Below are 22482 nucleotides of genomic sequence, written 5' to 3'. Positions count from 1 at the left end.
TATCCGCTCAAACCCAGGCCCACGAGTCCGATTCCATGAAAAGACCGTAGTTTTTTGTCAGGTTTTCCGCAGGTGGCATCGATTTCGAAGAGACCGCAGAACGGTCGGCTTCGGTTAAGCTTGTCACCGGCCGTGCGCCGGTAGTGCGCGGAGCATTTGAAGAAAAAGGAGTTGCATGACGGTGGCATCGATGATGGCCGCATTGCTTTCGTGTTTGACACTGGCAATTTGGGCGGTGCTGCGCTATGGGCGTGGCGGATTCTGGCAGGTCGCGTTGCCGCGCACCGGCGGTGCGATGCCGGAGGGGCGTGTTTGGCCGGATGTGGTGGCCATCGTCCCGGCACGTAACGAGGCGGACGTGATCGCCCAGGCGGTCCATTCCTTGCTGACGCAGGACTATCCGGGCGCGCTGCGCGTGGTGGTGATCGACGATCACAGCGACGACGGCACGGCCGAGGCGGCCCGCGCCGCGGCCGCCGCGCTGGGCGAGCAGGCGACGGCGCGACTGCGGATCGTAGGCGCGAGAACGCTGCCCAAAGGCTGGAGTGGCAAGGTGTGGGCACAGTCCGAGGGTATCGCGGCATCGGGCACGTTCGCACCGGGCGCGGAATGGTTCTGGCTGACGGACGCCGACATCGTGCATCCCCCCCATGGACTGCGCGACCTCGTCCTGCGTGGAGAACAGGGCAAGCGCGACATGGTTTCACTGATGGTACGGTTGCGCTGCAGCGCATTGCCGGAGCGGATGTTGATCCCGGCCTTCGTTTTCTTCTTCGCCAAGCTCTACCCGTTCCGGTGGATTGCCGACGATGCGAAGGCGACTGCCGGCGCGGCGGGAGGGTGTATTCTGCTGCGCCATGGCGCATTGACGCGCATTGGTGGACTGGCGGCGATCAAAGGCGCATTGATCGACGACTGTGCGTTGGCGGCCGCGGTCAAGCGCGGCGGCAGCGTCCGGCTTGATCTGGCCGATGCCGCAGTGTCGATTCGCCCGTACGATGGCTGGAAAGACATCTGGAACATGATTGCGCGCACGGCGTACACCCAGTTGCACTATTCTCCGTGGTTGCTGATTGGTGCGACGTTGGGCATGGTGCTGACGTATCTCGCGCCGCCGTTACTGACGATAGTCGGTCTGCTGAGCGGCGCGCCCTGGGGGTTTGCCGGTCTGGCGGCGTGGGTGCTGATGACCCGCTGCTATATGCCGATGCTGCGGTACTACAAACAATCCCCGCTCTGGGCCGTGGCGCTGCCGGTGGTAGCGTGTTTTTATATGGCGGCCACGCTGGATTCCGGCTGGCGACATAGCGTGGGGCGGGGTGGTCACTGGAAGGGGCGGGCGCAGTCCAGTAACGTGACGGAATGATGCGGTAACGCATGGGACGCCATGCGGCGATAGAGCAAGCGAGGGCCGGCTGGAACGGCCCCTCGATACAACAAGAGGTCTTACGACGATGGCAATGATAAAGACGGGAAGGATGCCGGGTGCGGCGATGGTGCGAGCGGCCGCGACGACGATGCTGGCGGCGATGACGCTGGCGGGTCTGGGCGCATGCAGTTCCGGGCCTGCGCTATTCACCAGCGACGGCCGTCCGACGCAGCAGATCAGCTGCAATGGCGGCAGTTTCGTCGAATGCCAGCGCCGTGCGCAAGTGGCTTGTGGGGACGGCGGCTATGACACGTTAAGTCAACAAACCGGTCAGCAGAACACGATGGTCATCGCGTGCAAGCGAATCCAGCGCAGCTACTGATCAAGAGGGACGCGCCGGAACGCGGTTCGTGAAAGAGCGAAACGCGTCTCGCATGCGCGTAGCGTGCCGCTGCTATCCGAACAGGACGGGGGCGAGGCCTTTTGACGTTATCCGCCACGCAGGCGTTCGCGCCTGCGTGGGCATCTGCTTAGTGGGCGCTCAGGCAATCTTTCATGAATGCCTTGCGCGCATCGCCGGTCTTGCCTTTGGCATCGGCATTACAGCTCTTCATCTTGTCCTGCTGTGTCGGCTTGGGGGCGACCGAGGGCTTCGACGACAGGCAGCTCTTCATGAACGCCTTGCGCTGATCGCCTTTCATATTCCCGTCGGACGCTTGCTTGTTGCAGGTCGCCATTTTCGTTTGCTGCGCGTTTTGCGCCACGGCCGCGGGGGCGGTGCTCGCCAGGCCGAGCGCAAGTCCCAGGCTCAGCGCGGTCATCGCCAACGTCTTGCGTGATCCGGTCCGACAGGGCGCGTTGGCACTGGACGAAAACAATGTGGCATTGCGTTGCAGTTTCATGCTGGTGCTCTCTCCAAGGGGAAATGGAATCGACATCCGACCCTTGCATGATACGCCCGCCCCCTATCTACCGAGTCGCCGGTATCGTGCTGCAATTCCTCATTGCGCAGACAGCCGGGAGGCGGTAACTCCGGGGAATATCCCTCCGCCGCGTGATAGAGACCGCGAACGTTGCGAGATCGCCAGCAATGGATATTTGTCGTCTATAAATTCGCGTTTGCCCGGTGTCGTCTGCTACCATTTGCGTGACCGCTACGCTTGTTCGCGCCAGCGTCGGCACGTTGGAACACCGGGCGTGGCTTACCATGCTGGCTACTGCTGATTTGCAATTCCCATGTCTGTCGTCCATTCCCGCCAAGTTGTTTCGCCTTACCCGGCCAATGCGCGCCCGTGCGGCGTGCATGGCCGGCGGCGTGCGCCTGCGCATGGCCTGGCGACGGTCGTGGCGTCCTTGGCAAGTGTCGCCGGGTTGGCGGCATTGCTGACGGGGGCGGCAAGCGCGTTCGCCGCCGAGCCATTGCATGCCACCAGGACGCGTCATGCTGCAACGCACCATCACGCCGGTATGACAGCCGCGGAACGCACACATGCAAGCCGCACGGTGCATCGTCAGGCCGGCTCGCGTCAGGCGGCATCACCTGCCGAGGGACATGTGGTACGTGCCACCCGGGCCAATCACGCCGCCAAAGACGATGCCGCGCGCGCGTCCGTCTCGAAGGTGCCCTCGGGCACGCTGCCCGTTCAGGACGCGGTATCGGTCTGTATCGCCTCGCTGAATCGAGATATGCGTAATAACAAACGCTACGACCGGCTGATCCAGTTGGATCGCTATGTAATTCGCGCCCGGGTGCAGCACGAGGATGCGGTTTTCAGCGTGGTGCAGCCGGTGCCGGTGGATACCACGGTGATGATCAAGGGGTCCGCACGGGTTCGAGGTCACTGGCAGTGGCAGCCCGTCATCACCCGCTGCGGCCTGCATAACGGCAAGGTCGTGGCCACGTCGATCGAACCGCGCACGGCACCGGCGCCGCTGCCACCGGGCGAGGAACGTGAGCGCCGGCCAGGCGTCGATTATGTCGAGCGTTTCACGCCCATGCGTCACGCCTGATCGCTCCAGTGGCCCGCGCCGAAGCGCGGTTTGCGCGTTTCTCAACAGGCGTGATCCCGAAGTGTCGGTAGAATCCCCGGGTACCTGACCGTGAATCCGTCGTGCGGACCTTTGCGCTAGCGAGGCGGCACGACGGCACGTGTCATGCCGTCCAGGAGAGTCCGCCGCACGATGTTCCGTTCCTTGTTCCGCCCTTTCTCGTTTTTGCGGCAATGGCGTGCCGCGCGTCACGAGCGCCAGTTATTCGAATTGTTGTCCCATGCCGAGTGGGATGCGCCACTGGCTGTCCGAAATCAATGGCTGATCGATGTCGTGCGTTGGCTGCGTCGCACCTCGGTGCCAAAGAACCCGACTGGCGCGACGGGCCACGGCGAGGTTGGCGGCGCCGAGACCATGGCAGAACGGGCGGAGCGGGAAGAGATCACCGACACGTCGGCAACCGACGCCAGCGACGACACGGTCCGCAGTTGGCCCCAGCATGTGCGGCTGCGCTTCCTGTTGCGCACGCTTGCCCAGCATCCGGACTGGCGCCGTAATGTCTCGCGTTTGCTCCGGGCGACGCTGGCGGAGGGCGACGCCATTTCGATGCTATGCGACACCGGGATGCCGACGCGTTCCGGCTTCTGGGGCGCGCTGACCGAGCGCATCGGTGCATCGTGGATTCCGCCGGCGCCAAACACCCGTGATCTGTCGGCGCTGGTCATTTTGATGTTCGGCGACGATCAGCCGGATCGTCAGGCGCGGCGAATGCGTAAAGCGGCCGCGCCAAGATTTTCTCGTACCTGGGGCTGGCGCGGCCGGTGGGGGCGACGCGACGATCCAACGCCCTCGCGGCTCGACGATGCGGCCTGGATCGACGCGCTGCCCGCTGAACTGCTGCAAGGCCTGTTCGCGTTGCTGCATGACCCGGACGCCGACGAAGTCGCGCGCGTTGCCTACGCCGATGCATTGCTGGCCGCGATGCACAACCTCTGCTACCAGATAGGCTCCACCGGCTTGTCTCCGGCGGTGCGCTCGCGGCTGAGTGAAGTCCGTATCCGGGCGCTGCCGTTCTATCAGCTCGGCCCGGTGATGCAGGCCGTGGAGGCCGCCGATGCCCATACGCGGGATAAGGAGCCGTTGGCCCCATCCGCCTCCGGGGAGGCATCGACGGTGACCGATCGCGGCGTTGAAGGCGACGCCAACGCCAACGCATCGTCGCGCGCCAACGGCATGGACGACACCCGCGCCGCGACCATTCATCTTGCCGCCGCGCAACACATCGCCGCGGCAACCGATGCGCGCCGATCGGCGCAGTCGACGTTGCTGCAGGAAGTGAACGTCCTTCGGGCGTTGCTCGACGATTGCCATGCGGCGATCACCGAGCTGTATGCACACCTGGATGCGAACGGCGTGAGCGTCGAGGTGGTCTATCAAGTCGAGCGCATGCGTGCACGTCTGGTACGCCTCGAGCGGCTGCTGGACGCCTGGCTTGCCGAAAATCCGCTTGCCGCACAGGCCAGCCTTTTCGCGGACCTCGTTCGGGCGGTACGTGCGCGTCAAAGCGTCGGCCACCTCATCCGCGTCAACTTTGCCTTGCTTGCCCGCAAGATGATCGAAAGTTGTGCGCAGACAGGGGATCATTACATCGCACGCGACCGCGCCGAGTATCGCAAGATGCTATGGATGGCGAGCGGCGGTGGCGCGCTGACGATGTTCACCGTTTATATCAAATTCTTTGTCACCGGCGCGCACTGGGCGCCGATGGTCGAAGGAACGCTGGCCGCTCTGAATTACGCGATCAGCTTCGTGCTGATGCACTTCCTGCATTTCACGCTGGCGACGAAACAACCGGCGATGACGGCGCCGGCGATTGCCGCACGGCTAGAGGATACGGGCACGCCGGAAGGCATGGACGCATTCGCGACCGACGTGATCGCGCTGATGCGCACCCAGGCCGCGGCCGTCTTTGGCAATCTGGCGCTGGTGTTTCCGCTGTGCCTGTTGGCGCAACTCGGCTGGGCGCATCTGACGCATGGTGGTCATTTGATTTCCCCCGCGAAAGCCGAAGCCACGTTGCGATCGTTTTCACTGCTGGGTCCCACGCCGATCTATGCGGCGATGACCGGGGTGCTGCTCTGGTTGTCGGGGCTGATCGCCGGTTGGGCCGAAAACTGGTTTGCCTTGCATCGCCTGGCGGATGTGCTGTACTACAACCGCCGCCTGCGGACCTTGACCGGTGAGCGCGGCGCCGCGCATATTGCGGGATTTTGGCGTCGTAATTTTTCCGGTATCGTCAGCAATCTGTCATTGGGCATGATGCTCGGTATCGTTCCGGCCGTCATGGGCGCGTTCGCGTTGCCGTTCGAAGTGCGTCACGTCACGCTTTCCACCGGTTCGATCGCCGCGGCGATTGGCGTGTTGGGGCCGAAGGTGTTGCATGACGCTGCCTTGTGGTGGGCCGTTGCCGGGACGGCGATCATGGCTGTTTTGAACGTGGCGGTCAGTTTCTTCCTCGCATTCCAGATGGCGTTGCGTTCGCGCACGAGTTTGCCCGTGGACAAGGTAGAAATTTACCGCGCAATACGGCGTCGGTTGGTGCGTCATCCCTGGTCATTGTTGTTTCCACCCGCAACGTGATGAATGATTGGAATGTGGGATGAATTGGCTGCATACGATGTTGTCGTCGTGATACGTCACCGCGGTGGTCGTAAAAATGGTAATTTGCTGAAAGATTGTTGGTGGCAACCACGTCCAGGGCGTGGCTGTATTCGTCTTGGCGGCATGCGAGGCGCTCTGGTTCATCAAACTGACAACAAGAATCGAGCATGGACCTGATTCACGCGATGCGTGTCTTCGCACGAGTGGCGGATGCGCAAAGCTTCACGCGCGCGGCGGAACAACTCGACGTATCGGTACCCGTGGTGACGCGAAGCATCGCCGCGCTGGAGCAGCATCTGGGCGTGCGGTTATTCCAGCGTACGACACGACGCGTTTCGCTTACCGATACCGGTCAATCGTATCTGGAAGGATGCCGGGCGGTCCTGATGCAGATCGAGGATATTGAGACGACGGTGGCGCGTACGTCGAGCGAAACGCGTGGCAGCCTGCGCGTGGCGGCCTCCACTGGTTTTGCACTGACACGTCTTGCGCCGGTATTCGCGGCATTCCAGCTTCGTTTTCCCAGCATTGCATTGCAAGTGTCGTTGATGGATCGGCCCGTCGATATCGTCGATGAAGGCTTCGATGTCGGCCTGGTCGCGGACCATATGGTCAAATCCGAGACCTTGATCATGCGAGAGCTGGCAGCGCTGCCCCGTATTCCTGTCGCGTCGCCCGCCTACCTCAGCCGTGCCGGGACGCCGATTACGCCACAGGACCTGGAAGCGCACGCATTCCTGGCGCCAAGCAGCGATATGCGCAGCCATCAATGGACATTCGGGGATGGACAACAGCACTGGCGTGTGCACCTGACGCCCACGCTATCGGCTAATTCGAGCATGTTTTTACACGCGCTCACGCTCGAAGGAACGGGCTTTTCGATCTTGCCGCAAACGTTGGTCGAGCGCGATCTGCGCAGCGGTGCGTTACAGAGACTGCTGGCGCCGACGACCGTTGAAGATGGTGAAGTCTCGGTGTTCCTTGTCTATCCAAGTAGACGTTATATCAATCGCCGAGTGCGGACGTTCATTGATCACATCGCGGAAAGCTTCGGCGATACCCACGATACGTCGCGATTACACGGCGCGCTGCCCGATGAGGACGCAGACGATATCCAAGGCCAGCGTGAAACACACCGCTGATCGTCGCCACGGTTACTTCGCCGCCGCGGAGGCGACGTGCGGATCGTCGTCGAGCGACACGTCGCGGGCACCAAAACGTTGTGCCAGGACCGAGCAGATCATCAGTTGAATCTGGTGGAACAGCATCAACGGCAGCACGATCGTGCCTGCGCCGCCGGGCATGCCGGCAAACAGCACTTTGGCCATTGGCACGCCGGCCGCCAGGCTCTTCTTCGAGCCACAGAACATGATGGTGATCTGGTCCGGCTTTGAAAAGCCCAGCCTGCGGCCCGCGATTGTCGTCAGTCCCAGTGCGATGCCCAACAACACCAGATTGACCACGACCAGGCCAGCGATTGCCGACAATGGAATCTGGTGCCATAGCCCACCGATCACCGCCGCGCTGAATGCGCTATAGACCGTGAGGATAATCGAGCTGTTATCGACGATCTTCAGCATCCCACGATGCCGGCCGACCCACTCGCCAATCCACGTCCGGGCGATCTGACCCGCGGCGAAGGGCACCAGCAGTTGCAGGACAATGCTGCCGATCATATGCAGCGCATTGCCACCGCCGCCGTGCGTTTGCAGGATCAAGCCCGCCAGCAGCGGCGTGATGAAGATGCCCAGCACGCTCGACGCCGAGGCGGCACAGACCGCGGCAGGCACATTCCCTTTTGCAATCGATGTCAGTGCAATTGACGACTGCACCGTCGAGGGAAGCATGCATGTGTACATGACGCCAACGTATAACGCCGGTGTAACCAACGGGAGCAACACCGGCTTCAACACAATGGCGAGCAGCGGAAACACGATAAATGTGCTGCACAGGATCGACACATGCAGGCGCCAGTGCGTCAGCGCGGCAACCAGCGCTTCGCGCGACAGTTTCGCGCCGTGGAGGAAAAACAGGATGACAATCGCGAGCGTGGTCAGGTGGCTGAAGATCGGGGCGAAAATGCCGCGCGCCGGCAGGAAACTGGCAAGCGCAACCGTGCCGACGAGCGACAACGTGAAATTATCGGGAAGAAAGCGCGGGCGAGCCATGTCAAGTCTCAATGCGAGCGAATGAAAGCCGTATTGAAACGCGTGCCTACTAAAATGGCAAATTCATTTTTTGGCGCTATTCATGCGTTATTGATATGAATAATCGACTACGTATAAGGACTGTGCGTGGAAGATATGTGCATTGTCTGTGTTACACGAAGTTACAACCGGGCGGCCACGCTAACATCTTGCCCCTCGACAGTAATGGGGCTGCCGCTTACATTGAGGGCACGTGTCAGGGTCGGGTAACAGACCTTTCACGATTTTGGGTTATTGATATGCGAGTCATGTATTTTTAACGCGATGCCGCGCAATAAATCATTGTTTTGAAGTCGGCTTCATTTCCGCAGTTTGCTATGCCCACCGCACTTCGTCGCTCTAAATCGCTGCCGGCGTTACTCGCTGTGTTTGCCGTGCTCGTCGTCATTGCAACGATTGCCGCTGTGCTCATCAGTAATGTAATGCCGTCGCGTCATGCGCAAACGAGCAGTGATGGTACCGATGACATGACGTCGGGGGTCGGCCGGGCATCCCGCATCGCGGCGGTTACGCCGTTGTCACGTCCCGGTGCCTCGGGCGTGACAAAATCAGACACCCCCACCGACACCGATATCGGCGCTACACCCGGCGATACAGCTTCCAGCGCGTCGACACTATCCGCGTCCGGATCGGCGGCGACCACCGATGTGCTGCCTGCATCCGATGCCCAATCCGCCAATGCCGCGGGCATGCGGCATTCGCATTTGCGGGCGGCCATGCATCGTCCGGCGGTCGACTCCGACAGCATGCGCTCGGGCGGTACGTTGCGCGCGGATATTGCCCGTTACAATGCGGAGCGCCGTTCAGGTCACCGTCCGGGGGTATTGCATGCCGCGAGCGTACCGAACGTCCATTCGCTCTGGGACGAGATTCCCGGCCCGATGTCCGACGTGTATCGGAATTGACGTCTCGCCCGGCATGTGTGGGGCCGCCTAGCTTTTTATGCCCACCAATCGGTCAAGCGTTTCCCGATACTCCGTAGCCAGCCGGTTGACGAGCGTTTCCACTGGCGGCATATCGCCGATGGCGGCAACGCTCTGACCCGCGCCCCAGATATCCTTCCATGCCTTGCCTTGTTCGTTGTTGAGGCGCAGCGCCCCGGGTCTCCCCTGTACATCGTCAAGATCGATGCCACCGCGAATCAGACTGTCTTTTAAATAATTGCCTAGCACTCCGGTGACGCGATCGGTGTAGACGATGTCATCTGTCGACGCGGCGACGACCGCCTGCTTGTATGCCTCCGCGGCGTTCGCTTCCTGTGTCGCGATGAATCGCGTCCCCATATAAGCCATGTCCGCACCCATTGCCTGTGCCGCGACGATGGCACCGCCGCTTGCAATCGCACCGGACAGGATGATGAATCCATCCGGATAGAATTGGCGGATCTCCGCCACCAAGGCAAAAGGAGAGAGCCGGCCCGCATGTCCACCGGCACCGCTGGCGACGACGATCAGTCCGTCCACGCCCGCTTCCAGCGCTTTTTTTGCGTGCTTTGCGTGGATGACATCATGCAGCACGATACCGCCGTACCCGTGCACCTCATCAACCAGTTCCTTCGGTGGTGCGCCGAGGCTCGTGATCAGGATCTTTACCTTATGTGCGATGCAGACGGCTGCATCTTCCGCCTGCCGCTCATTTGAGCCGTGAATGATCAAGTTGACCGCATACGGCGCACATTTCTCGACGCCGGGATAGGGTTCCGTGGTCTCTTGTGCGATACGCTTGAGCCAGGCATCCAACTCGGGCTGTGGACGCGCGTTCAACGCGGGAAACGCGCCGACGATGCCGGCGCGGCATTGCGCTATGACGAGTTCCGGATAGCTGACGGTGAACATCGGCGCGGCGATGAGCGGTAGGCGTATGTGCTGCAACAGCGAGGGGATGGCCATGACGGCGCTCTCCGAGACCGATCGTGCGATGAGATTGCGGCGCCCGGCGTGTCCTTCACCGTCGCGTGCGACGCGGCAGTGGTGGTGCGTACCGAATCCATGAAATAGCACGATCGTGCGTTAATGGGCGTTCGCAGTATAGCCCGGCGGTCCGACCTTGTCGAAGAGGCGGCGCTCAAATGCGTTGCCTCGCGAATCATCGATCGATGGGAACTTTCCGGAGGATGCGCGGTCTTACGGATATCGCAAGACGCGATGACGCTGATCACGTCGATAATTACGCCGTTCTATTCAGAGCGGCTTTTTTTTGCGCGCGGGGCATGGCATGCGTACTTTCGACGCAAGCCAGCAAGCCAAATACGCGACTACCTTCTTACAACGACCCGGCGCTGGTGGCGACTTCGGCGGATCGCGGCTTGATGAGTACCTTCGCCGTTGCGCTCAGCACGGTCTGCTCGCGCTGGTTCGTGACCGTGCCTTCGAGTGTGGTGAGATCACCATTCAACTCGTTCTTCCAGAAGGCATCCACCACGGTCCAGGTCATCGTCAGCGTGTCGCCGGCAATGACGGGCCGATGCACCTTGATGGCGAAGTCCTGCAGCAGCGGTTGCGCGAATTTGGCGAAGTGTGCGGTCACCGTCGCCAGGAAATAGGCGGTGGGTTGCGAGCCCGACGCGAGGATGTTCGGGAAGCCGGCAGCCTTGGCGGCCGATTCGTCGTGATGCAGCGGATGCATGTCATCGACATGCTCCGCATAGAGGCGAATGTCTTGCGGCGCCAGACGCTGAACCTTCGAAAAAACGTCGCCGATCATGACAATGCGTGACATAAGAAGCGTACCTCACTCTGGGTGTCGGGGGTCAGGGTAACGGCAACGCGTGCTAAGCAAACCGGCATCCTTGATTTGCATTCTGCGCCGCCGATATCAAACTGGCCAACGAAAATTGACTAGGCGTTTCCCGTTTGACCCTATGCCTGAGGCAAGAACACGACAGTCATACCGTATGTCGATTCACATGCTTCCTCTTGCTGCAGCAAGCGCCGTGCACGGTGCTGGAAAATGGGCCGTAACGCGCAACACATGCGGCCGCAAGCGCATCCTGAGCGGGTGCTCGAACAGCCATGCAACAGGAGTCGCCATATCGACTGGTGAGTGACTTTTTCGTCAACGGCGTTCTGCCAGGTCGATCACCGGCGCGTTCGTCCAACGAGCCAGCGTCGCGCCGTCTAGCTGGAACACGGCATGCGGGTGGCCTGCCGCGGCCCAAATTGTGTCCAGGGCCATCAAGTCGGCATCGATCAAGACCACCGGTTCGATGGCATGGCCGATTGGGCATACGCCCCCGATGGCGTAGCCGGTCGCGTCGCGGACAAAGCGGGCGTCGGCGCGACCGATCGCGCCGACTTGCGCGGTGACTTTGCGCTCGTCCACGCGATTGATGCCGCTTGCGACAACCAACACGGGGCGATCGTCTTCCAGACGTCGGAAGATGATCGATTTCGCGATATTGGCGACCTCGCAACCCAGGGCCTGCGCGGCTTCCGCCGAGGTGCGCCCGGTTTGCGGCAACATGACGACGGGATGGGGATGCGCAAACCTTGCCAGCAATGCGGCAACCCGTTGCGCCGATGGCGGCAACGACGGTATCTCGGTTGGTTCCGTCAATGTGGCCGATGCCGGACTGCCTGGTCGGGCCGGCATCGCTTCAGCGGCGGAACCGTGCGTCACCTCGAGTCCATTCTCTTCCAAGGCTGATTTTGCAAGCGGTTGTTGCGGCGCCGACGGTGCCTGCGCCTGGATACTGCTATCCGTCATATCCTCTCCTGCCGTGCTCTCTGCGTTCCATTCGATGTGACCTCATTGTAGGCCCAGCCGGACAGCGATGCAGTAACGTCAATATCGGCATGGGATTTGGCATCACGCCGCGGGCCGGCGCAACATCAATGATGTTCGGATCGTTCGTTGGGCGAATGCCAGACCACGGCGTCGTCGATGGCATAGAGCTGGCAGCGGGTTTCGCTGTTACGCTGGCAGTTATCAAGGGCAACGGCGATAGGGTCGTCGCCGCCTTCGGCCCACGACCACGCCCCGACTGACGAGATGGCGAATGCGCGGCTGGGATATCGCGTGAGAAATGTGCGATAGCCGTTGCGGCCTTCTTCGTCGAGATAGGGCACCGCATCGACATCATCGAGCGCCGCGAAATGGCTAGGCGCCGGCCGATGGACCGCCGGCGTTCGTTCGCAGACGGTATCGGGCATGCCGATACTGACCAGAAAACGGTCCACGGCCGGCCACCAGATCGCGACGCCGTCACGATCGCCCACTAGTCGATGGGCATTGTCCTTGTAGGCACCGAAGTCGACGAACGCCACTTGACCACCCGAGTCGCGATAGCCATCACGTAAGCGCCGTGCCAGGTCGATCGGCCAGTTCTGATCGTTATCGCCATAGAGCCAAAGGGAAGGCAACGGCGCGCGTGTGCCGAAGTGGGTGAAAGCGGCCACAAGCGATTGCTGCCAGCTATCGCACAGTGCTTGCCGCAATCCGCCCGAAAAGTTGATGAGTCCCCTTACGCCCGTGGCGGGATGCATGCCATACGCGATGGTGGCCAGGCCGCCTTGCGAGGCGCCTGCCACCAGCACGCGTGACGTGTCGGCATCTGGCTGGGTGTGCAGCCAGTCCACCGTGGCGGCCACATCCACGGCTTGCTGTTCGCCGATGCCGGTGATATCACATGGCGTTTCGGTGTAGGTGCCATCGGAACCGGCGAATCCTTCACGATTCGGCACGACCACCAGATAACCGCGCCGCACGAATTCGCGGGCGAAGGCCAACGGTCGCGCGCGTAGCTGTTCGCGTGGGTCGATGGGTTCCTTGCCATGGTTGAACACGACAACCGGGAATGGGCCGCTGCCTTCCGGTTTGAAGACAGTCGTCTCGAGCGTCTTGCCGGTCGTACCTACCGGTACGCGGACAACGGTTTCGTTCATGCCGGGCGGCAGCAGCGGCAGGAGCGTGAGCGGTGTGTCACTCTCGGTGACCGGGCTGGGGACCGACTGCACGGCAGCCGGTGCCGACGCCGTATCGACGGTCGATGCGGACTGTGACGGAACCGGTGTGTGCGGCAACGATTGCCTTGGGCGCGTCGCCACGCCGCTGGCGGGTCCACGCACTCCGGCGGCGCTGCGTCCGCGCTCGAAACCACCCGGAACGGTGACCAGCGCGACGCGTTTCACCAGGACGGCCGCCGACGCGGGGCGTGATGGATGCGCTTGCGTGTCCGGCGGTGTGGGCGCTTCGGCGCGCGTAACTGCTGGCGCTGCCAGCAGCAACACGCCCAGCGCCGCACTGAACCAACGGCGCGTCACTCCTGTCCAGGCGGGAGACCCGCGAAATCGACGGACTCCGGATGGTCGCTACCCAGTCCACCGATGGTCTTGACGCAGGCGTCATGGCGCGGCGCGATATCGGCAGGTGACGAAACCGTCATGCCCAGGTCCCGCAAGCGGCCATCATGGACGCCGTACGTCCAGCCATGCATCGTCAGCGGCTGGCCGCGCTGCCAGGCGTCGAGCACGATATTCGTATTGCAGACATGGACTACCTGTTCCATCGTGTTCAACTCGACCAGGCGTCGGTGGCGGGCCGCGCCGAGTGGCCATCGCTCCAGCAGGTCAGCATGCTTGTCGCGGACATCCTGAACGTGCCGCAACCAGTTATCGGCCAGCCCGACCCGTGCGCCCGTCATCGCCGCGCGCACGCCTGAACAGCCGTAATGACCCACTACCACGATGTGCCGGATCTTCAACACATCCACCGCGAACTGGATCACGGACAAGCAATTCAGATCCGACGGCACCACGACATTCGCGATATTCCGGTGAACAAACACCTCGCCAGGCGGCAGGCCGATGATTTCATTGGCCGGTACACGCGAATCGGAGCAGCCAATCCACAGCAGTTCCGGCGACTGCTGGTCCGCCAGCCGGGCGAAGTATCCGGGGTCCGACGCGATCATGCGGTCGACCCACTCCCGGTTGTTCTCGAAGAGGTAGTTCAGTGTCGCCTCGGTGCCGCCATCCGCGTCGTCGCCCGGTGGGGTGCAGCAGGGCGGCACCCCGGGCGTGTCCGCCCCGGTGGCGAGGAGGGGCGGTGTGCCGGTATCGGCGTCGGAGCGGCGATAGGTCATGTTTTATCCTGTGCCGCACGGTCAATGGTCCAGGTACGGCGTTGTTAAATTGTAGCGCCATTGCCGGTGCTTGCCGATGAGTGCTGGAACGGTCCGAGATCCGATATGCCGGAGGGCCGCGGCAGGAGCCCAGGGAATGGATCGTCTACAATGCCACAGCAACCTCTCACTTTCCCGATGATGAAACCTAGCGAACGCGAACTCGATTACTGTTTCGGCGACACGTTGCCGCCGCCCGGCACCGCGTTCGAGGTGGCGCCGGGGGTGCATTGGGTGCGGATGCCCCTGCCTTTTGCGTTGGACCACATCAACCTGTGGGTCATCAACGACCCCTACAATCCAGGTGACGGCAACGCCGCGGCGGAAGGCGAGACCGATGCGGCGCCGGGTTGGACCATCATCGATGCCGGCATCGGCAGCGACATCACGCACGGGCATTGGGAAAGCGTCTTCGATGGTCTGTTGGACGGCAAGCCGGTGCATCGCGTGTTGTGCACCCATTTCCATCCGGATCATTTCGGCTCGGCGCACTGGTTGTGCGAGGGCGGTGCGCGGCACCGCTGGCAGGCCCGGCTGTGGATGACGGTGGGGGAATACGCCACCGGCCGCTTGCTGGCACAGACCAGCGCCAGCACCGGCAGTGGCGGTGTTGCCGCCGCGGAGCATATGCGCCGTCACGGTTTCGACGATAAGGTGGCGCTCGAACAGATCGCCCATCGCGCGGCCTATTACCCCACTTTGGTGCCGTCCGTGCCGCCGCGGTTCCGGCGGATGCGCGAGCATGACCAGATCATGATGCACGGCGTGACCTGGCGGGTCATCATCGGACAGGGACATTCGCCAGAGCATGCGGCGTTGTATAGCGACAAGCGCAATATCCTGATCGCCGGCGATATGGTGCTGCCCCGGATCTCGACCAATGTCTCGGTCTTCGATACGGAACCCGAAGGCGATCCGTTGGGCGACTTTCTGACGTCGCTGGGCCGCTACGACGATCTGCCCGCCGATGTGCTGGTCCTGCCATCGCACGGCAAGCCGTTCCGTGGATTGCATCCGCGCCTGCGGCAATTGCGTGAGCATCACCGCGCGCGGCTTGGCGAGGTGATCGAGGCCTGTTCGCATGCGCCGCGCAGCGCCGCCGATATCGTCCCGATCATGTTCCCGCGCGCGTTGGACACACACCAGATGACGTTTGCGCTGGGTGAGGCACTGGCGCACTTGAACCATCTGTGGCTGCGCAACGCATTACGGCGTGAGGTTGGCGCGGACGACGTCTATCGGTTCACGACCTGCTGAAGCGATCTGGCGCCGATGCGGAGCGTCGGCGCCACCATCGATATCGATCAGTTCACGTTGACGGCGTCGAAGTGGACGCGGCCGAATGGACTGACCTGATAGCCGCTGACATCACTGCGCGTGATGGCGGACGCCACCGGATAACCCAGGGGAATCCACAACGCTTCATCGTGGATCTTCTTCTGCGCGTCGATATACAGCTTGGTGCGGGTCGCGACGTTATCGGTCGTTTTCGCATCGGCGATATCCTTCTCCAGCGCATCATTGCAATAGCGCGCGAAGTTGATGCCCGACTGCACCGAGGCGCAAGCGAACTGCGGTGTCAGGAAGTTGTCTGGATCGCCGTTGTCACCCGCCCACCCCATGAACAGCAGGTCGTGCTGGCCTTGTTTGGCGTCGCGGATCAGTTCACCCCATTCCACTATCTTGACCTCGGCTTTCACGCCGATTTTCGCGAGATCGGCCTGCAGCAGCTCCGCGCCCACCTTGGGGTTCGGGTTCAGCACGCTGCCGGTCGGGCGCGTCCAGATCGTTGTGGAGAAGCCGTTCGGGTAGCCTGCTTCGGCGAGCAATTGCTTGGCCTTCGCGACATCATGCGGATAGGCCTTCAGTTGCTTGTCATAGCTCCAGGTGTTCGGCGGATAGGGATTGACGGCTGGCGTGGCCATATCGTCGAATACCGTCTTCAGGTACGTCGATCGGTCGAACGCCATGTTCAGCGCCTGGCGCACCTTCGGATTGTCGAGCGGTTTGTGCTGCGTGTTCAACGCGACAAAGGCGGTCATGAATGCCGGGGTTTGCACGACCTTGAGCGCATGATCTTTCGCGGCATCCTGGACGTCCTGCGGCTTTGGCGACAGGGCAATCTGGCACTCGCCGGCCTTGACCTTCTGCACGCGCACCGCGGCATCCGGCGTGATCGAATAGATCAGGCGATCGACTTTCGGTTTCGTGCCCCAGTACGCCTTGTTCACGTCGTAGCGGATCACGGCGTCCTTCGTGTAGCTGCGCAATTGGAACGGGCCCGTGCCTACCGGCTTTTCGTTCATCTGTGCGGTCTGGTTCGCCTTCAGCAACTGGTCCGCGTACTCGGCCGAGTAGATCGATGCGAAGCCCATCGTCAGCACCGACAGGAACACGGCGTTCGGCTGCGTCAGTGTGAAGCGCACCGTATGCGCGTCCACCTTGTCAACCGACTTGACCAGCTTTTCAAGGCCCATCGAGTGCGCATGCGGGAAGCCGCTGGCGCCGGCAACCTTGTGCCAGGGATTGCTGTCGTCGAGCATCCGGCTGAAGGTGAAGACGACGTCGTCGGCATCGAATGCGCGCGTCGGCTTGAACCAGTCGGTGGTCTGGAACGCCACGTTCGGACGCAAATGGAAGGTGTAGGTCAGGCCATCCGGGCTGACGGTCCAGCTGCTCGCAAGCGCCGGCACCACCTTGTGCTGGCTTTCATCGTATTTGACCAGGCCGTCGAAGACCACGTCCGCCGACGCGTTCGTCGTGGTCAAGGCATTGAATTGGACGACATCGAAACCATCGGGACTGGCTTCCGTACAAACGGTCAACGGTTTCGCCGATGCCACACCGGGGAGGATCAGCGCGGCGGCCAATAACGCGGCGGGCGCGGCGCACGAGAAAAGACGCATACAGACTCCAGAGCGATTGATAAACGTAATGGTGCCGGACAAGGTGTTCTTGGCCCTCGCGCGGCGCATCGCGCATTGGCGCGTCACGCGCAGGGGGCACTCTCGGACGTTTATTGTCTTACGATTTTATAACCGCCGTGAAAGATTATCTCTTTCGGTCTTATTTCCTCCAGATGGATTAGCGCGGTACCCGGGGCTTGTGGGGGGCGCGTGCGAACGCCGCATCGTAGAGCCAGCGAGGCAGGATATGCAGCACCATCGCCACCAGCCGCATGGGCCAGGGCAGGACGGTGAACCGGCGTTTTTTCAGGATCGCGTCCACCGCGCCGCGAGCAAAGGCGTCCGGTGCCATCAGGAAAGGCATCGGATAAGGATTGCCATCGGTCATCGGCGTGCGAATATATCCTGGCGCAATGGTCACCACCGCCACGCCCGCACGCCGGCATTCCACGCGCAGGCTTTCGAGATAGCGCAGCGCCGCCGCTTTCGAGGCGCTGTATGCGCCCGCGCCCGGCAGGCCGCGCACCCCGGCCACGCTGGCGATGCCGACCAGCGTTCCGCTGCGCGCCAGGCGCATCGGGCTGACGAAAGGCTCGAACGTCGCCACCATGCCGAGATAGTTGACGGCCATCACCCGCGCAAAGGCGTCGAGGTCGCCCATGCCGGTCACCGATCCTTGGCTGATGCCGGCATTGGCGATAACGATGTCCGGCAGACCGAAGCGGGTGGTGAAGTCTTCGGCGGCGTCTCGTAGCGCATCGGTATCGGTCACGTCGAGCACATACGGCACCACTTGTACGTGCGGATGCGTGTGCGCGAATTCGTCCAGGAGGTCGGCACGGCGCGCAACGAGCGCCAGGACGGTCCGGTCGGGCACTGCGGCATGCGTCGCGCCGGTGGCGTCGGGCGAACGGGTGGACTGCGCCGCGCGCTGTGCGCCTTCGTCGGGGGCAAGGGGGGATGCGTATTCTGACGCCGATCCGTCGTGCGAGGCGGCGTTGGACGGAGAAACAGGGGGGTGGTGGCGCGCCCGGCGAGCGAATTCCTCGGCCAGCGCCCATCCCAACCCGCTCGAAGCACCGGTGAGGAAGACTTTCATATAGGGAGCAGCGGATCAATAATACGATCCGCCTAGCTTACCCTTGTTCGAGCGGGTGAAACGCGGAACCGCATGGAACGATGTGCGTCCGTCGGAAGACGCCGCCCGACAGACCATGCCCGCGGTTGTTGTTTACATCTTCTTGGCGCGAATTTGCGCATCAAGCCAGTCCATGACCTTGATCGTGCCGTCCAGGCTTTGCGTCTGCGCCGGCGAGGTCACATATTTCCCCTGGATCACGACAGTCGGGACCCCTTCTATCTGGTAGCTGTTCATCATGTCGGTGTCACGCTTCAACGCCGATTGCACCGAGAACGAGTTGTACGTGGCCAGATACTTTTTCGGGTCCACGCCCTGCGTCGCGAGGAACTTTGCTTGCGCGTCAGGCGTCAGCAGGTAGTCCTTCTTGACATGGATTTCCTCGAAAACCTTCGGCGTCAACGTCGACTCGAGGCCCATCGCCACCAGTGCGTGGTACATCAGCGAGTGCGGCTTGAACTGGTCGTTGAATGCTACCGGGATGCGATGGAACACGACGTCATCGCCCTTCGCCTTGGCCCATTTCTCGATGAACGGTTCGAACGCGAAGCAATGCGGACAACCGTACCAGAAAAATTCGATGACTTCGATCTTGCCCGCAGGCGCATCCACGGGCTGTGCTTTCGACAGTACCGAGTAATCCTTGTTCAGCACCGGCGCATCCGGCGACGCATGCGCGGCATTGGCGATCAGTCCAATGGACAGAAACAACGCGCCAAGAAGTCTTTTCATCTGAGTCCAGTTCCAAATTGATCAAGGGAAGGGCGAACACCGCCGGCAATCCAGGCTGGGCGGTTCCTGCAACGTCGCAGAGTATAGTCAGGCACGCTTAAACGTGCCTGAAACGACGCGTTTGCGTGTGTCACTGCTGGCTGAAGCGGAACACCGTGGTGTCAAAGCCTTGGTTCGTCAACGCGCGGCGCACCTTGTTCGCCTGATCCAGCGTGGAGAACGGACCCACGCGCACGCGGTAGTACGTCGTCGAGCCGCTGACGCCCTTCGATACGGTGGCTTCCTGGCCCAGCATCGCCAGGTTGGCGCGCTGCTGTTGCGCCGCATCGGCGGTACGGTAAGCGCCTACCTGCAGCATATAGCCGGTGTTCGATTGCCCTGGTGTCTCGGGCGTTGCCGGGGCCGCGGGTTGCTGCGCGACTGCTGGTTGCGAGGGCGTGGCGGGCTGGGCCGGCGTATTCGGCTTCGGCGGCTCGCTCCCCCATACGGTAGGCGATTGTTGCGATGGCGCTGGCCCGGCCGGTGTCGACGACGGTGCCGGTGCGTTTGGCATCTCGACGATTTTCGGCTCGTCCAATAAACCCGTCGAGGGGTTCGCCGGTTGGCCCGGCGCCGTGTTCGGCGGGGTAGGTTGCGCCGCGGATGGGGGCAGCGCCGGGCTGGTGGCGCTGGCACCGGCTGCCGGCTGGTTTTTGGCCACGAACGGGGTGGGTGAACGTGTAATGTACAGTGCGACCACCACGGCGATCGCCAGCCCGACGATGAGTCCGAGTATCACGCCCAGAAGGGTGCCGCCATGCTGCTTGGTCGTCTTTGCGGGCGACCGACGTTGCTTGCTTGCCATCTGATATCCCTACAGTGTTGATCCAGCGGTGCGGGCAGTCGTGCACGCCTCGCGCGCGGACTGCCCGCACCGCCCCTGTTCCTTACATCTTTTGCGGCGCCGACACGCCCAGCACCGCGAGCCCCTTCGCCAGTACCACACGCGTGGCTGCCAGCAAGGCAAGGCGCGCGTGCTTGACCGTCGTATCATCCACCAATACACGATCTGTGTTGTAGAACGAATGGAAATCGCCGGCCAGATCGCGCAGGTAGAACGCCAGCGCGTGCGGCGCCAGATCCGCCGCGGCCCGGCTCAGCATATCCGGATATTCGGCGAGCCGTTGCAGCAGGTCCTTGGCGCGGTCGCTGTTCAACGGCGCCAGATCAGCCGGCGACAGAGAGGAAAGCGTGGTCACATCGCCTCCCGATTCGGTCCACGTGGTCAGGATCGAGCTGATCCGGGCGTGCGCGTACTGCACGTAATACACCGGATTCTCGTCATTCTGCTTCAGCGCGAGATCCACGTCGAACACGAATTCGGTATCCGCCTTCCGCGAAATCAGAAAGAACCGTACCGCATCGCGGCCCCGGCGGATCACCTCCTGGTCCGCCGTGATGCCCGCGCTGCCTTTGTCGGCATCGACGCCGACGCCACCCGACCATTCGATCAGGTCGCGCACGGTCACATAGCTGCCGGCCCGCTTCGAGATCTTCACTTCCTGGCCGTTGCGCATCACGGTGACCATCTTGTGCAGCACATAGTCGGGATAGCCTTCAGGAATGCCGATCGCCAGCGCCTGCAGGCCCGCTCGCACGCGGGCGATGGTGCCGTGATGGTCGGAGCCCTGGATGTTGATGACCTTCGTGAAGCCGCGCTCCCACTTCGCCTCGTGATAGGCGACATCGGGCAGGAAATAGGTGTACGTGCCGTCGGTCTTGCGCATCACGCGATCTTTGTCGTCGCCGTAGTCGGTCGTGCGCAGCCAGAGGGCGTCGCCTTCCTCGAACGTCTTGCCGCTGTCGACCAGACGCTTTACCGTACGGTCCACGCGGCCATCGGCATAGAGCGACGACTCCAGGTAGTAGCAATTGAACGACACGCCAAACGCCTGCAGGTCGATATCCTGCTCATGCCGCAGGTAAGCCACGGCAAACCGACGAATGGACTCCAGATCCTCGATGTCACCGGCGCCTTCTACCGGGTCGCCATCCTTCGCGGACACTGTTGCACGCGCTACGTAGTCCCGCGCGATGTCGCCGATATAGTCGCCGTTATAGGCCGACGCCGGCCATTGCGCATCACCCGGCTTCAGTCCTCGTGCGCGTGCCTGCACTGAAAGCGCCAGCGTCTGAATCTGCACGCCGGCATCGTTGTAGTAAAACTCGCGCCAGACGTCCCAGCCTTGCGTCTGCATCAAGTTCGCAAGCGCATCCCCGAGGGCGGCCTGTCGGCCATGGCCGACATGCAACGGTCCCGTGGGATTGGCCGAGACAAACTCGAGCAGGACACGCTCCCCGTTATGGGTGTCGCTGTGGCCGAAGGTCTCCGGCGATTGCAGGACTGCGTTCACCACCGCGTGCCGCGCGCCGTCGGCCAGCCGGAAATTGATGAAGCCGGGACCAGCCACCTCGGCGCTGGCCAGCAGCTTCTCGGCCCGCGGGTCGGCCATGACGGCGGCGACGATGCGCTCCGCCAACTGGCGCGGATTGGCGCGCAACGGCTTGGCGATCTGCATGGCGACATTGCAGGCGATATCGCCGTGCGCGGCCGCTTTGGGTCGTTCCAGGACGATTGCCGGGGCGTGAAACGCGGGCACTGTCGTGGCGGCGTCGTGCGCGGCCGACGCGGCATCGCCACCGACGGTCGCGGTCGCTTGCGACAGCATGTTTTGAAGCAAAAGTGAATGTTCGGGCAGCATTGTTGGAGTCCTGTGAAGCCGGGTAGCGTGGGCTGTTGGCGACGATTCCATTACGAAATATAACGACGGTCGGCGATGAGGTCCGACTACGTGGGCGCAATGTTTACGTAACGATTACGGCAAAGACAGCGCGCGGTTGCGAGATTTTAGCAGGTGCTATGATGGGCTCCAGGCGCTTCCTGTTCTGGGATGCCGGGGGCGGGATCGGCCGTGGCGTGGTGAGTCATGGTTCGCGAACGGGGAAGCGGTAGTGTAGAAAAGAAAAAACGAAGGAGAGGACTCATGTTGATAGCTTTCAAATCCCCTGCGGCGCCGGAATTGTTGATGACGGAAGATCTGGCGCATTACCTGGTCGGCCTGTTGGGCAAGACCTTGGGCGTGCGGGGTGTCATCCACCACGACGAGATGTCCAGCGCCATCTCTCGCCTGGAATCGGCCATCGCGGTCGACAAGGCAAAGCATGCGGCGCATGAGTCGCACTACGCCACGGCGAGCGGCGATCCGTTGCATCACGATGCCGTCCATCTGGCACAGCGCGCGTTTCCGTTGCTTGACATGATGCGGCTGGCGCACAAGAAAAACGCCGACGTGCTCTGGGGGGTATGACGTGCCGCATTC

General features: G+C 62.2%; 20 protein-coding genes. 8 read left to right on the top strand and 12 right to left on the bottom strand.

Features of this window, described 5'->3' with window-relative positions; genetic code table 11:
- Positions 1–181: 181 nt before the first annotated feature.
- Both WM40_RS05445 and WM40_RS05440 read left to right on the top strand, forming a co-directional pair.
- Positions 182–1366: a glycosyltransferase gene (locus WM40_RS05445; protein WP_176026073.1), complete on the top strand. Its 1185-nt coding sequence runs from the start codon at positions 182–184 to the stop codon at positions 1364–1366.
- 88 nt (positions 1367–1454) lie between these two features.
- A complete protein-coding gene (locus WM40_RS05440; RefSeq protein ID WP_236693398.1) occupies positions 1455–1751 on the top strand; it encodes a hypothetical protein in 297 nt (98 codons plus the stop codon).
- Positions 1752–1899: 148 nt separating this feature from the next.
- On the opposite strand, the gene WM40_RS05435 is transcribed toward WM40_RS05440, so the two are convergent.
- Positions 1900–2190 carry a PsiF family protein gene (locus WM40_RS05435; protein WP_046152444.1) on the bottom strand — a complete coding sequence of 97 codons (291 nt, stop codon included), beginning with the start codon at positions 2188–2190 and terminating at the stop codon, positions 1900–1902.
- Between the two features lie 415 nt (positions 2191–2605).
- Between WM40_RS05435 and WM40_RS05430 the strand changes: the two genes are divergently transcribed.
- The 3 genes from WM40_RS05430 (at position 2606) to WM40_RS05420 (ending at position 7161) form a co-directional block, all read left to right on the top strand.
- Entirely contained in the window at positions 2606–3379 is a 774-nt protein-coding gene (locus WM40_RS05430; RefSeq protein ID WP_046152363.1) for a BspC domain-containing protein, read from the top strand.
- Positions 3380–3550: 171 nt separating this feature from the next.
- Entirely contained in the window at positions 3551–5998 is a 2448-nt protein-coding gene (locus WM40_RS05425) for a site-specific recombinase (protein WP_046152362.1), read from the top strand.
- Between the two features lie 188 nt (positions 5999–6186).
- Complete coding sequence (locus tag WM40_RS05420; RefSeq protein ID WP_024905166.1) at positions 6187–7161, top strand: LysR family transcriptional regulator; 975 nt, start codon at positions 6187–6189, stop codon at positions 7159–7161.
- Positions 7162–7173: 12 nt separating this feature from the next.
- On the opposite strand, the gene WM40_RS05415 is transcribed toward WM40_RS05420, so the two are convergent.
- Positions 7174–8187, bottom strand: a complete 1014-nt coding sequence (locus WM40_RS05415; protein ID WP_024905165.1) for a bile acid:sodium symporter family protein — start codon at positions 8185–8187, stop codon at positions 7174–7176.
- Between the two features lie 356 nt (positions 8188–8543).
- On the opposite strand from WM40_RS05415, the gene WM40_RS05410 reads away from it, so the two are divergent.
- The gene (locus WM40_RS05410; protein ID WP_046152361.1) at positions 8544–9131 is read left to right on the top strand and encodes a hypothetical protein; all 588 of its coding nucleotides are present in this window, start codon (positions 8544–8546) and stop codon (positions 9129–9131) included.
- Positions 9132–9158: 27 nt separating this feature from the next.
- Here the strand turns inward: WM40_RS05410 and WM40_RS05405 are convergent, their stop codons facing one another.
- From WM40_RS05405 to can, 5 genes are all read right to left on the bottom strand, one after another.
- A complete protein-coding gene (locus WM40_RS05405; RefSeq protein WP_046152443.1) occupies positions 9159–10115 on the bottom strand; it encodes an NAD(P)H-dependent flavin oxidoreductase in 957 nt (318 codons plus the stop codon).
- Positions 10116–10488: 373 nt separating this feature from the next.
- Complete coding sequence (locus WM40_RS05400) at positions 10489–10944, bottom strand: MaoC family dehydratase (RefSeq protein WP_024905163.1); 456 nt, start codon at positions 10942–10944, stop codon at positions 10489–10491.
- Positions 10945–11280: 336 nt separating this feature from the next.
- Positions 11281–11781 carry a YbaK/EbsC family protein gene (locus WM40_RS05395; RefSeq protein ID WP_024905162.1) on the bottom strand — a complete coding sequence of 167 codons (501 nt, stop codon included), beginning with the start codon at positions 11779–11781 and terminating at the stop codon, positions 11281–11283.
- 275 nt (positions 11782–12056) lie between these two features.
- Complete coding sequence (locus WM40_RS05390; RefSeq protein WP_052738181.1) at positions 12057–13487, bottom strand: dienelactone hydrolase family protein; 1431 nt, start codon at positions 13485–13487, stop codon at positions 12057–12059.
- Positions 13484–14308, bottom strand: a complete 825-nt coding sequence (gene can / locus WM40_RS05385; RefSeq protein WP_024905160.1) for a carbonate dehydratase — start codon at positions 14306–14308, stop codon at positions 13484–13486. Before can ends, WM40_RS05390 begins: the two co-directional genes overlap by 4 nt.
- A 180-nt stretch (positions 14309–14488) precedes the next feature.
- Here can and WM40_RS05380 point away from each other — a divergent pair, with 180 nt between their 5' ends.
- Positions 14489–15604 carry an MBL fold metallo-hydrolase gene (locus WM40_RS05380; RefSeq protein WP_024905159.1) on the top strand — a complete coding sequence of 372 codons (1116 nt, stop codon included), beginning with the start codon at positions 14489–14491 and terminating at the stop codon, positions 15602–15604.
- 47 nt (positions 15605–15651) lie between these two features.
- On the opposite strand, the gene WM40_RS05375 is transcribed toward WM40_RS05380, so the two are convergent.
- The 5 genes from WM40_RS05375 to argS form a co-directional block, all read right to left on the bottom strand.
- Positions 15652–17253, bottom strand: coding sequence for an ABC transporter substrate-binding protein (locus WM40_RS05375; RefSeq protein ID WP_024905158.1), 1602 nt, complete (start codon positions 17251–17253; stop codon positions 15652–15654).
- A gap of 178 nt (positions 17254–17431) precedes the next feature.
- Positions 17432–18352, bottom strand: a complete 921-nt coding sequence (locus WM40_RS05370) for an SDR family oxidoreductase (RefSeq protein WP_046152360.1) — start codon at positions 18350–18352, stop codon at positions 17432–17434.
- 132 nt (positions 18353–18484) lie between these two features.
- On the bottom strand, positions 18485–19123 hold the full coding sequence (locus WM40_RS05365) for a thiol:disulfide interchange protein DsbA/DsbL (protein ID WP_024905156.1): 639 nt from the start codon (positions 19121–19123) through the stop codon (positions 18485–18487).
- A 130-nt stretch (positions 19124–19253) separates the two neighbouring features.
- Positions 19254–19967, bottom strand: coding sequence for an SPOR domain-containing protein (locus tag WM40_RS05360; RefSeq protein WP_024905155.1), 714 nt, complete (start codon positions 19965–19967; stop codon positions 19254–19256).
- An 82-nt stretch (positions 19968–20049) separates the two neighbouring features.
- Complete coding sequence (gene argS / locus WM40_RS05355; protein ID WP_024905154.1) at positions 20050–21864, bottom strand: arginine--tRNA ligase; 1815 nt, start codon at positions 21862–21864, stop codon at positions 20050–20052.
- 282 nt (positions 21865–22146) lie between these two features.
- Between argS and WM40_RS05350 the strand changes: the two genes are divergently transcribed.
- On the top strand, positions 22147–22470 hold the full coding sequence (locus tag WM40_RS05350; RefSeq protein WP_024905153.1) for a DUF1840 domain-containing protein: 324 nt from the start codon (positions 22147–22149) through the stop codon (positions 22468–22470).
- The last annotated feature ends 12 nt before the right edge of the window (positions 22471–22482 follow it).

Source organism: Robbsia andropogonis, from assembly GCF_000970345.1.
In the GTDB taxonomy this organism is placed as follows: domain Bacteria; phylum Pseudomonadota; class Gammaproteobacteria; order Burkholderiales; family Burkholderiaceae; genus Robbsia; species Robbsia andropogonis.
This window is presented reverse-complemented; position numbering and strand designations above follow the sequence as displayed.